Raw genomic sequence first — 11,163 nt, forward strand, 5'->3', positions numbered from 1 at the left:
TCTCAGGCCTTCCTCTCCGGATGCCCAGCGAGCTCGGCTTCCGTGTAGTACTTCTCCAGTTCCGTCAACTCGAACAGTTCGAGCAGATCCGCGCGCATCGGTTCCTGCTCCTTGCTGCTCACGTCGATGTCCGGAACGGTTTCCTGCCCGTCCGCGTCGGCCGGGCCGCAAGCCAACAACCGGTTGCGCCACTGCGCGTCCAGCTGCGGGTGGTCGTCCCGGGTGTGACCGCCGCGGCTCTCCGTACGCATCAGCGCCGCCTTGGCAACGCATTCGCTGACCAGCAGCATGCTGCGCAGGTCGATCGCGAGGTGCCAGCCGGGGTTGAACTGTCGGTGCCCCTCCACGGTCACCCGGGGCATGCGTTCCCTGATCTCGCCGAGCTTCTCCATCGCCTGCTCGATCTCGTCCGCCTTGCGGATGATGCCGACCAGGTCGTTCATGGTCTGCTGCAACTCGGACTGCAGGGCATACGGGTTCTCCTCGTTTCCGCTCGCGGGCGGATCGAACGGGGAGAGCGCCTGCCGGGCCGCGACATCCACATCGGACTGGTCCACATCCGGCCTCGAGTCCATGGATTCCACATAGGACGCCGCACCGAGTCCGGCACGCCTGCCGAACACCAGCAGGTCGGACAGCGAGTTGCCGCCCAGCCGGTTGGAACCGTGCATCCCGCCGGAGCACTCACCCGCCGCGAACAGGCCCGGCACCTCGGACACCGCCGTGTCCGGATCGACCTCGATCCCGCCCATCACGTAGTGGCAGGTCGGGCCGACCTCCATCGGCTCGGCTGTGATGTCCACATCGGCGAGTTCCTTGAACTGGTGGTACATCGAGGGCAGCCGACGCTTGATCTCCTCGGTCGGCAGCCTGCTGGCGATGTCCAGGAACACGCCGCCGTGCGGCGAACCGCGACCTTCCTTCACCTCCGTGTTGATCGCCCGCGCGACCTCGTCCCGCGGCAACAGGTCCGGGGTGCGCCGGTTGTTGTCGGCGTCGGTGTACCAGCGGTCCGCCTCCTCCTCGCTGTCCGCGTACTGTCCTTTGAAGACGTCCGGGACGTAGGAGAACATGAACCGGTCACCCTCGGAGTTCTTCAGCACCCCACCATCGCCGCGCACGCCCTCGGTGACCAGGATGCCCTTGACGCTGGGTGGCCAGACCATCCCGGTGGGGTGGAACTGGACGAACTCCATGTTGATCAGCTTCGCGCCGGCCCGCAGGGCGAGCGCGTGCCCGTCGCCGGTGTACTCCCAGGAGTTCGAGGTGACCTTGAACGACTTGCCGATCCCGCCGGTGGCCAGCACCACGGCCGGGGTCTCGAACAGGATGAACCGGCCGGACTCGCGCCAGTACCCGAACGCCCCCGCGATCCTGCCGTCCTGCTTGAGCAGCTCCGTCACCGTGCACTCGTGGAAGACCTTCAGCTTGGCCTCGTAGTCGCCATAGGTCCGGTAGTCCTCCTGCTGCAGGGAGACGACCTTCTGCTGCATGGTGCGGATCAGCTCGAGACCGGTGCGGTCACCGACATGCGCCAGCCGCGGGTAGGTGTGCCCGCCGAAGTTGCGCTGGCTGATCCGGCCGTCCTCGGTGCGGTCGAACAGCGCGCCGTAGGTCTCCAGCTCCCAGACCCGGTCCGGCGCCTCCTTCGCGTGCAGCTCGGCCATCCGCCAGTTGTTCAGGAACTTCCCGCCTCGCATGGTGTCCCGGAAGTGCACCTGCCAGTTGTCGCCGGAGTTCACGTTGCCCATGGACGCCGCGCAGCCGCCCTCGGCCATCACGGTGTGTGCCTTGCCGAACAGGGACTTGCACACCACCGCCACGCTGAGTCCCCGCTGCCGCGCCTCGATCACCGCACGCAGGCCCGCGCCGCCGGCACCGATCACCACAACGTCGTAGCTGTGCCGTTCGACCTCGGTCATTGAGTAGCCACCTCAGAAGGTTATTTCGCGAGTATCGCTTAATTGATGAAACGCAGATCCGTGATCGTCCCACTGGCCACCAACCACACGTACAGGTCGGTGAGAACCAGCGTGCCGAGGGTGATCCAGGCGAACGCCATGTGCCGGGTGTTCAGCGTGGACACCTTGGTCCAGATCCAGTACCGGACCGGATTGCGGGAGAAGTGCTTCAGCCTGCCACCGGTGACGTGCCGGCAGGAATGGCAGGAAAGGGTGTAGCACCACAGCAACACGACATTGCCCAGCAGGACCACGTTACCCAGCCCGATGCCGAACCCGTTCTCACCGCCGAAGGCGAGGATCGCGTCGTAGGTGTTGACCAGCGTGACGACCAGCGCGGCGTAGAAGAAGTACCGGTGCGCGTTCTGGATGATCAGCGGCAGCCGGGTCTCGCCGGTGTACTTCTGGTGCGGCTCGGAGACCGCGCAGGCCGGCGGGGAGAGCCAGAAGGCGCGGTAGTAGGCCTTCCGGTAGTAGTAGCAGGTCAGCCGGAAACCGAGCAGGAACGGCAGGGAGAGGAAGGCGAGCGGGATGAACCCGGGCAGCTCCCCGAACCAGATGCCGAAGTGGCTCGACCCGGCGACGCAGGACTCACTGAGGCAGGGCGAGTAGAACGGGGTCAGGTAGTGATGCTCGCCGACCCAGTAGTCCACTCGCATGAACGAGCGAACGGTCGCGTAGATGACGAAGACGGCGAGCCCCGCCGCCGTCAGCGCCGGTGGCAACCACCACCTGTCCTTGCGCAGGGTGCGCGCGCCGATGCGCGCACGGGACGGGGCATGGACACCGGTGTCCAGCTGAGTTGTCACGCTGTGGCTGTCTCCTTCACCGCTGGTGACGTTGGTAACCGCCGACGCCTTCGTCATCGGCACCCTGCCACAGCGAGGGATCATAGGGGGTATCCGGTACCACCACCACGTTCTCCCGGTCGGCCGACTTGGACTGCGCGGGAACCGGGGGCGCCTCCCCGAGCTCACTGGCGTCGATGTCGAGCCGTTCCAGGTCGTTGGCCAGCCTGCGCACCGCCGGAGCCTCGCCGTAGCGCGCCCGCAACGCGCCCACACACTGTCGCAACTGCCCGATCGTGCGCCGAAGCTCGGTGATTTCAGTGGTGGTCATCGTGCTACCTCCCGAGTCAGTTCGCCGGCAGTGCCGTGTGCCGGGGGACCGAGTGACGTGGTGGGCCCGGTCCCGTGCAGTGCCGACTCTGCCTTGATCCGTGTGGTGTGACAAGTAGCACACCAGCAGGTTCGCCCGTGATCGGGGTCACCCCGAATCTCTTCTGTATCGATTTTGATTCGAGCGCTCCCGGCGGTTACTGTGCTGGGTGTCACTGCCGAGCGACGCCAGCGCCGCCGTTCTCGCTCAAGACCACCACGAGCCAGACCCGGGAGACCGACGCATGCGCGCTGCCCGACCCGCCATCCATCCCGTCATCGCCGATGTCACCGAACGCATCGCCGCCCGCAGCCTGCGCACGCGGACCACCTACCTGGACCGCATCGCGGCCGCGAGCGCGGAAGGTCCGGTCCGGGCCGGGATGGCCTGCAGCAACCTCGCGCACGGCTTCGCCGCCTGCGCCGGATCGGACCGGCTGGCTGTGCGGGGCCGCAGCAAACCGGGCGTCGCGATCGTGTCCGCCTACAACGACCTGCTCTCGGCGCACCAGCCGCTGGCCGAGTTCCCCGAGTGGATCAAGGATGCCACCCGGGAGGCCGGCGGGGTAGCCCAGTTCGCGGGCGGCGTCCCCGCCATGTGCGACGGCATCACCCAGGGCCGCTCCGGCATGGAACTGTCCCTGTTCAGCCGGGACGTGATCGCGATGGCCACCGGGGTCGCGCTGTCCCACGAGATGTTCGACGGCGCCCTGCTGCTCGGGGTGTGCGACAAGATCGTGCCCGGCCTGCTGATCGGCGCGCTGTCCTTCGGCCATCTGCCCGCGATCCTGGTGCCCGCCGGGCCGATGGCCTCCGGCCTGCCGAACAAGGAGAAGGCGCGGGTGCGGCAGCGCTATGCCGAGGGCCTGGCCAGCAGGGAGGAACTGCTGGACGCGGAGTCGGCTTCCTACCACTCCCCCGGCACCTGCACCTTCTACGGCACCGCGAACTCCAACCAACTCGTGGTCGAGGTGATGGGGCTGCACCTGCCGGGAGCCAGCTTCGTGCACCCCGGCACCCCGCTGCGGCGGGCGCTGACCGAGGAGGCAGGCAGGCGGATCGTGCGGATCGCGGACGAGGAACACACACCGCTCGGCGAGATGATCGACGAGCGGTCGATCGTGAACGGGGTGGTGTCCCTGCTGGCCACCGGCGGGTCCACCAACCACACCCTGCACCTGGTCGCGATCGCCGCCGCCGCGGGGATCCAGCTCACCTGGGACGACTTCGCCGAGCTGTCCGCTGTGGTGCCGCTGCTGGCCAGCGTCTACCCGAACGGCAGCGCGGACATCAACCACTTCCACGCGGCGGGTGGCGTGCAGTTCCTCGTCGGCACCCTGCTGGACGCGGGGCTGCTGCACGAGAACGTGCGCACCGTCGCCGGGGACGGGCTGCACCGCTACCGGCGGGAGCCGGTACTGGCCGAGGACGGCACGCCGACCTGGCGCGAGGTGCCGACGCGCAGCCTGGACATGTCGGTGTTGCGGCCGGCGCACGAGCCCTTCTCCGCGGACGGCGGGCTGCGCATGGTGTCCGGTAACCTCGGCCGCGCGGTGCTCAAGGTGTCGGCGGTGGCGCGCGAGCACCGCACGGTGTGCGCCCCGGCCCGGGTGTTCACCACCCAGGCCGGGTTCGACGCGGCGTTTCGGGCCGGGGAACTGGACGGCGATGTCGTGGTGGTGATCCGCAACCAGGGCCCGCGGGCCAACGGGATGCCGGAGCTGCACGGCCTCACCCCGGCGCTGGGCGTGCTGATGGACCGGGGCCATCAGGTCGCGCTGGTGACCGACGGCCGGATGTCCGGTGCCTCCGGCAAGATCCCGGCCGCCATCCAGGTCACCCCGGAGGCGGCGGCCGGCGGCCCACTGGCTCGGGTGGCCGATGGCGACCTGGTCAGCCTGGATGCCGAAACCGGTGAGCTGGAGATCCTGGTCGACGCGGCCGAGTTCGCGGCACGACGGCCGACCGACGCGCCACCGGACGACACCGCATGGACCGGAACCGGGCGGGAGCTGTTCGCGGCACTGCGCCACGCGGTCGGCCCCGCCGACCACGGTGCCAGCGTGTTCGGCGAGCCCACCGGCGCCCCTTTCGGTACACCAGCGACGATTCCTTCGGAGGTACACCGGTGAGCACCAACCCGACCGGCCTGCTCGAGCTGTCCCCCGTACTGCCCGTGGTGGTCATCGAGGACGCCGAGCATGCGGTACCGGTGGCCGAGGCCCTGCTCGCAGGCGGTATCCGGGCGATCGAGCTGACACTGCGGACACCGGTCGCGCCCGCGGCCATCGAGCGGGTCGCGAAGGAGGTACCCGGCATCGTCGTGGGCGCGGGCACGGTCACCGGCGAGCGGGACGCCCGGCTGGCGGCCGAGGCCGGCGCCGGGTTCCTGGTCACCCCGGGAAGCACCGACGCATTGCTGGACGCCGTGGCCGGCACCGGCCTGCCGTTCCTGCCGGGCGTGGCCACGGTCTCCGAGGCGATGCTGCTGGCCGAGCGCGGGCTGACCGAGCTCAAGTTCTTCCCCGCGGAGGCCAGCGGCGGGGTCGGGTTCCTGCGCTCGATCGCGGGTCCCCTCCCGGACCTGCGGTTCTGCCCCACCGGTGGGGTCACCGCGGACACCGCGGCGGACTATCTCGCGCTGCCGAACGTGGGCTGTGTCGGCGGCACCTGGCTGACCCCGAAGGCCGCGCTGGCCGCCGGGGATTTCGCGCGGGTCGAGGCGCTGGCGCGGGACGCACTGCGGGGCGCGGTCGCGGCCGGGTAATCTGCCCGCGTCATCGGGCACCCGGCACGAGGAGCGTTCGTGGTGGCGTGGGACTGGCTGGCCGATGCCGACTACTGGACTTCGCGTCTGGTTTTCCAGCGCCTGCTGGCGGCGCTCTACCTGGTGGCGTTCCTGAGCGCCGCGAACCAGTTCCGGGCGCTGCTCGGCGAGCACGGGATCACCCCGATCCCCCGGTTCCTCCGATCGGTGCCGTTCCGCCGCGCGCCGAGCGTGTTCCACCTGCACTACTCGGACCGGTTCTTCGCCGTCCTCGCCTGGACTGGCGTGCTGGTCTCCGGTGCGCTGCTGCTCGGGCTTGCCGACGCGGCGCCGGTCTGGCTGGCCCTGCTGTTGTGGGCGGTGCCGTGGGCGCTGTACCTGTCGATCGTCAACGTCGGGCAGGTCTGGTACGGGTACGGCTGGGAGTCACTGCTGGTCGAGACGGGCTTCCTGGCGATCTTCCTCGGCCCGGCGCATGTCGCGCCACCGGTGCTCGTGCTGTGGCTGATGCGCTGGCTGCTGTTCCGGGTGGAGTTCGGAGCCGGGTTGATCAAGATACGTGGCGACCCGTGCTGGCGTGACCTGACCTGCCTGTACTACCACCACGAAACCCAGCCGATACCGGGGCCGCTGAGCTGGTACTTCCACCACCTGCCGAAACCGCTGCACAAGGTCGAGGTGCTGGCCAGCCATCTCGCCCAGCTCGTGGTGCCGTTCGCGCTGTTCGCGCCACAACCGATCGCCACGGCCGCGGCCGCCATCGTGATCGTCACCCAGGCCTGGCTGATGCTCAGCGGGAACTTCTCCTGGCTGAACGCGGTCACCATCGTGCTCGCTCTGTCCGTTGTGGACGATTCGGTGTTCGCGCCACTGCTGCCGAACCCGCCGGGGAACCTCACCGACCCTCCACTGTGGCATCTCGCGCTCGTGTTCGCCGTGGTCGCGCTGGTGATGGTGCTCAGCTACCAGCCGGTACGCAACCTGCTCAGCAGGCGGCAGCTGATGAACTACAGCTTCACCAGCCTGCGCCTGGTGAACACCTACGGCGCGTTCGGCTCGATCGGCAGGACACGGCACGAGGTGGTCATCGAAGGCACGCGGGACACCGAGCTCACCGAGGACACGGCGTGGCGGGAGTACGAGTTCAAGGGCAAGCCCGGCGATCCCTACCGGCGACCCCGCCAGGTCGCGCCGTACCACCTGCGGCTGGACTGGCAGCTCTGGTTCGCCGCGCTGTCCGCCCAGCAGGCCAGGGGCTGGCTTCCCGGCCTGGCCGCTAAGCTGCTGGCAGGCGACCGGGACACGCTGAAGCTGGTAGCCCGCGACCCGTTCCCAGGATCCTCGCCCCGGTTCCTGCGCGCGACGCTGTACCGCTACCGCTTCACCACCTGGCGGGAGCGCGGGGAGTCCGGGGCGTGGTGGGTGCGCGAGCCGGTGTCCCCCGTGCTGCGCACCTGCCGGCTCGCCGAGGACGGTGACGTGGTGCCCGCCGCGACCGGTAGCCAAGAAACATGAAAAGTGTTCTAATTTTCCCGCGGGGTCGACGTCGACACCGTGTCTTGTTCAAGAGTCGGATCATTCAGATCGGCAGCGCGCATAACCAATGCCGTGACCCGCGACGGCCGCTCGCCCGGGACTGGCGGCCCGCGGTCGTTGGGTCGTTCTGAACAACCCTCACCGGGAGGCGGCCATGCGGAGATGGGGCGGGATCCTCGGGGTACTCGTGGTGCTCGCCGGTTCCCTGGTGGCCACGCCCGCCGTGACGGCCGCCGCGCCGGCGCCGGTCACCGGCCCCGGCCGGTTGTCGGTGGATGGCCGCTGGCTGGTGGACGAGCAGGGCCGCAGGGTGCTCCTGCACGGCGTGAACAACGTGGACAAGAAGGCGCCCTATATCGAGCCCGGCGATGGCTTCACGGTGACCGCCAGGGACGCCGCGCTGCTGGCCGGGCACGGATTCAACACGGTCCGGTTGGGTGTCTCCTTCGACGGGCTGATGCCCCGGCGCGGCGAGGTCGACCATGGCTATCTCGACCGGATCGCGCGCACCGTGCGGACGCTCGGAGAGGCCGGGATCTGGGTGCTGCTGGACAACCACCAGGACGGGCTCAGCAAGGTCTGGGGTGGAAACGGGTTTCCGCCGTGGTCACTGCATGCCCGGCCGCGCTGGTGGGAGCCGAAGCTGGAGTTCCCGCTGTACTACGTGTTGCCCAGCATGAAGGCCGGCTGGGACGAGGTGTGGGACAACAGCCATGGCGTGCTCGATTATCTCGGCGACGCACTGGCCGCGCTCGCCGAGCGGGTGGACGAGGACCCGGCGGTGCTCGGCATCGAGTTGCTGAACGAACCCTGGCCCGGTTCCGCGGCGCTGAGCTGCTTTCCGGCCGGCTGCCCTGCTTTCGATCGGAAGTATCAGGCCGCGCACGAACGGCTGACCGCGCGGATCCGTGCGGCCGCCCCGGAGATGCCGGTGTTCTGGGAACCCAACCTGACCTGGAACCAGATGATGCCCACGCGTCTGGCGCAACCACCGTTGACCCCGCCGCTGGCCGACGACCGGGTGGCGTTCTCCTTCCATGACTACTGCATCCCCAGCCAGGCGGCCATCTATCTCGGGCTGCCCGAACAGCTACGCGCGCTGTGCCCCGCGCAGCAGGAGATCACCTGGTCGAACGCCGATGCCTTCCTCGGCCGTACCGGGATTCCCGCCCTGTTGACCGAGTTCGGTGACGGTGACCCGACGGTGCTCGGCGACACCCTCGAGCATGCCGACGCGCGGTTCATCGGCTGGCAGTACTGGCACTACCAGAGCGTTTCCGGTTCGGAACCGGGAACCGATCCATTCACCGGCGAGCTCGGTAGGAAACTCGTCCGGACCTACCCGCGGGCCACCGCGGGAACCCCGACCGAGCTGAGTTTCGATCCCGCGAACGGGAACTTCAGCTATACCTATGCGGCGGACGGCGGGCCGGCACGAACCGAGATCTACGTGTCCGACCTGCACTATCCGCGCGGGTACGAGGTGTCGGTGACCGGCGGAACGGTCACCTCCGAGCCGGGGGCACCGCTCGTACTGGTGCGTGCCGAGGAGGCCGGGCAGGTCACCGTCTCCATCCGGAGCAGGTAGCTGTCTTCAGGAAGCGCGCCCGCCCATCACGTCGGGCAAGCACCTTCTTCAACGACTCCCGAACTCGCCGGCACCGAGCCGGGTCAGTCGGGAAGCGCGCTGTCCAGCATGGTCGCCTCGGCCCCGGCGTTCCGAAGCTCCTCGCGGACCACCGCGTAGGACAGGCCCTGCGGGTAGCCCTTGCGGGCGAGCGCGCCGAGCAGCCGCCGGATCGCGGTCTGCTCGTCGACGTCGCCCAGCACCCGCAACCGCTTGCGCACCAGCTCGCGGGCCCGCTCCTCCTCGGACTCCCGGTCCACCTCGCTCGCGGCCTGGACCGCGATCTCGTCCTCCACGCCCTTGCGTTTCAGCTCGGCGACGAGGGCGCTTCTCGCCAACCCCTGGTTGGCGTGGCGAGAACGCACCCACGACTCCGCGAACGCGGCGTCGTCGACCAGGCCGGACGAGTCCAGTTTGCCCAGCAGGGCTTCCCTGGTCTCCTCGTCGAACCCTTTGCGCCGCAAGGCCTGCCGAAGCTCGTCCTTGGTCCGCGACCGGATGGCGAGCAGGTCGAAACAGATCTCCTTGGCCTTCTTCCATGCCTCCTGGGGAGGCAGGTCCGCCGGCTCCTCGCGCACGGGACTAGAAGTCGACCGGCGCCGGCTCCTTCGCCGACGCTTCCTCGGTGTCCACCTGGGCACCGATGCCGAGCTTCTCCTTGATCCGTTTCTCGACCTCGTTGGCGATATCGGGGTTGTCGCGCAGGAACCGCCGCGCGTTCTCCTTGCCCTGGCCGAGCTGGTCGCCCTCGTAGGTGTACCAGGCCCCGGACTTGCGCAGGATGCCCTGATCCACCCCCATGTCGATGAGGGAGCCCTCGCGGGAAATCCCGACGCCGTAGAGGATGTCGAACTCGGACTGCTTGAACGGGGGCGCGACCTTGTTCTTCACCACCTTCACCCTGGTGCGGTTGCCGACCGGCTCGCCACCGTCCTTCAACGTCTCGATGCGCCGCACGTCCAGCCGGACCGAGGCGTAGAACTTCAGCGCCTTACCACCGGTGGTGGTCTCCGGCGAGCCGAACATGACGCCGACCTTCTCCCGCAGCTGGTTGATGAAGACCGCGGTGGTGCCGGAGTTGTGCAGCGCGCCGGTGAGCTTGCGCAGCGCCTGGCTCATCAGCCGAGCCTGCAGGCCCACGTGCGAGTCGCCCATCTCGCCCTCGATCTCCGCGCGCGGGACGAGCGCGGCCACCGAGTCGATCACCAGGATGTCCAGCGCGCCGGAGCGGATCAGCATGTCCGCGATCTCCAGCGCCTGCTCCCCGGTGTCCGGCTGGGAGACCAGCAGCGCGTCGGTGTCCACGCCGAGCACCTTGGCGTACTCCGGGTCCAGCGCGTGCTCGGCGTCCACGAACGCCGCGATGCCGCCGTTGCGCTGCGCGTTGGCGACCGCGTGCAACGCGACCGTGGTCTTACCCGAGGACTCGGGCCCGTAGATCTCCACGACACGGCCGCGGGGCAGTCCCCCGATGCCGAGTGCGACATCCAATGCGATGGCGCCGGTGGGGATCACCTCGATCGGTGCCCTTCCCTCATCGCCGAGACGCATTACCGAACCCTTGCCGTACTGCTTGTCGATCTGCGCAAGGGCCAGCTCGAGCGCCTTTTCCCGGTCCGGTGCTGCTGGCATGAGAATCCACCTCGCTGGTAGGAGCCTGTTATCGGAGTCTGGAGCTTGTGTGCGGTTGTGTGCCGTCGGGTCCGACGCTACGGGTCGGGGCCGACAATTCCAGGGACCGACGGCAATCTGTGGATCGCTGACCCTGTTGTGGACAACACCCTAGCCGAACGTCTGTTCGAGGGCGGTAGCGACACGCCCTTGGGCCGGGATTCCTCGCTTCGGTGCTGGTCAGCACCTTCGAGCCCAGGCAGGACACGCGCGGGTCACCGCCGCTCGGCGGGCACCTCGAACGCGGTGCAGACCTCCTGCCAGACCTCCTTGGCGGAGGTCCCCGCGGCGAGGGCCTGTTCGACGGTCCTGCCACCGAGCCCGCTGAGCACATGATCCCTGGCCAGCATCTCGGCACGGACGGCGCCGAACTCCTCCGCCATCAGCCGCCGGAACACCGTGATACGCATCCGTTCCAGCGTAGCCCCGGGTGAGCGTCGTACC

The 11,163-nt window shown here is 68.8% G+C and carries 10 protein-coding genes; 4 read left to right on the forward strand and 6 right to left on the reverse strand.

The annotated features are described in order from the left end of the window. Positions 1-2 precede the first annotated feature (2 nt). The 3 genes from FB471_RS08725 to FB471_RS08735 are packed head-to-tail and all read right to left on the reverse strand — an operon-like array spanning position 3 to position 3,080. Positions 3-1,922, reverse strand: a complete 1,920-nt coding sequence (locus FB471_RS08725) for a fumarate reductase/succinate dehydrogenase flavoprotein subunit (RefSeq protein ID WP_141996816.1) — start codon at positions 1,920-1,922, stop codon at positions 3-5. Between the two features lie 38 nt (positions 1,923-1,960). Next, a complete protein-coding gene (locus FB471_RS08730; RefSeq protein ID WP_141996817.1) occupies positions 1,961-2,770 on the reverse strand; it encodes a hypothetical protein in 810 nt (269 codons plus the stop codon). Positions 2,771-2,786: 16 nt separating this feature from the next. Further along, positions 2,787-3,080, reverse strand: a complete 294-nt coding sequence (locus tag FB471_RS08735) for a hypothetical protein (RefSeq protein ID WP_141996818.1) — start codon at positions 3,078-3,080, stop codon at positions 2,787-2,789. 283 nt (positions 3,081-3,363) lie between these two features. Between FB471_RS08735 and edd the strand changes: the two genes are divergently transcribed. From edd to FB471_RS08755, 4 genes are all read left to right on the forward strand, one after another. Further along, positions 3,364-5,250 carry a phosphogluconate dehydratase gene (edd, locus tag FB471_RS08740; protein WP_170220754.1) on the forward strand — a complete coding sequence of 629 codons (1,887 nt, stop codon included), beginning with the start codon at positions 3,364-3,366 and terminating at the stop codon, positions 5,248-5,250. Further along, on the forward strand, positions 5,247-5,885 hold the full coding sequence (eda, locus tag FB471_RS08745) for a bifunctional 4-hydroxy-2-oxoglutarate aldolase/2-dehydro-3-deoxy-phosphogluconate aldolase (RefSeq protein ID WP_170220633.1): 639 nt from the start codon (positions 5,247-5,249) through the stop codon (positions 5,883-5,885). The genes edd and eda overlap by 4 nt, the downstream gene beginning before the upstream one ends. Positions 5,886-5,927: 42 nt before the next feature. Next, positions 5,928-7,400, forward strand: coding sequence for a lipase maturation factor family protein (locus FB471_RS08750; protein ID WP_142001681.1), 1,473 nt, complete (start codon positions 5,928-5,930; stop codon positions 7,398-7,400). A 175-nt stretch (positions 7,401-7,575) separates the two neighbouring features. Beyond that, positions 7,576-9,009, forward strand: coding sequence for an endoglycoceramidase I (locus FB471_RS08755; protein ID WP_211357991.1), 1,434 nt, complete (start codon positions 7,576-7,578; stop codon positions 9,007-9,009). 83 nt (positions 9,010-9,092) lie between these two features. On the opposite strand, the gene FB471_RS08760 is transcribed toward FB471_RS08755, so the two are convergent. From FB471_RS08760 to FB471_RS08770, 3 genes are all read right to left on the reverse strand, one after another. Then, positions 9,093-9,626, reverse strand: a complete 534-nt coding sequence (locus FB471_RS08760; RefSeq protein ID WP_141996820.1) for a regulatory protein RecX — start codon at positions 9,624-9,626, stop codon at positions 9,093-9,095. A gap of 4 nt (positions 9,627-9,630) precedes the next feature. Next, complete coding sequence (recA, locus tag FB471_RS08765; RefSeq protein WP_141996821.1) at positions 9,631-10,680, reverse strand: recombinase RecA; 1,050 nt, start codon at positions 10,678-10,680, stop codon at positions 9,631-9,633. 254 nt (positions 10,681-10,934) lie between these two features. Beyond that, complete coding sequence (locus FB471_RS08770) at positions 10,935-11,129, reverse strand: DUF3046 domain-containing protein (protein WP_141996822.1); 195 nt, start codon at positions 11,127-11,129, stop codon at positions 10,935-10,937. Between the last annotated feature and the right edge of the window lie 34 nt (positions 11,130-11,163).

This window comes from Amycolatopsis cihanbeyliensis (genome assembly GCF_006715045.1).
Taxonomy (GTDB): domain Bacteria; phylum Actinomycetota; class Actinomycetes; order Mycobacteriales; family Pseudonocardiaceae; genus Amycolatopsis; species Amycolatopsis cihanbeyliensis.

Bases quoted from the DNA above. Each gene is read 5' to 3' on its own strand.
- FB471_RS08770 (WP_141996822.1), bottom strand. From the start codon at position 11,129: ATGCGTATCACGGTGTTCCGGCGGCTGATGGCGGAGGAGTTCGGCGCC.
- FB471_RS08755 (WP_211357991.1), top strand. From the start codon at position 7,576: ATGCGGAGATGGGGCGGGATCCTCGGGGTACTCGTGGTGCTCGCCGGT.
- recA (WP_141996821.1), bottom strand. From the start codon at position 10,680: ATGCCAGCAGCACCGGACCGGGAAAAGGCGCTCGAGCTGGCCCTTGCG.
- FB471_RS08735 (WP_141996818.1), bottom strand. From the start codon at position 3,080: ATGACCACCACTGAAATCACCGAGCTTCGGCGCACGATCGGGCAGTTG.
- edd (WP_170220754.1), top strand. From the start codon at position 3,364: ATGCGCGCTGCCCGACCCGCCATCCATCCCGTCATCGCCGATGTCACC.
- FB471_RS08725 (WP_141996816.1), bottom strand. From the start codon at position 1,922: ATGACCGAGGTCGAACGGCACAGCTACGACGTTGTGGTGATCGGTGCC.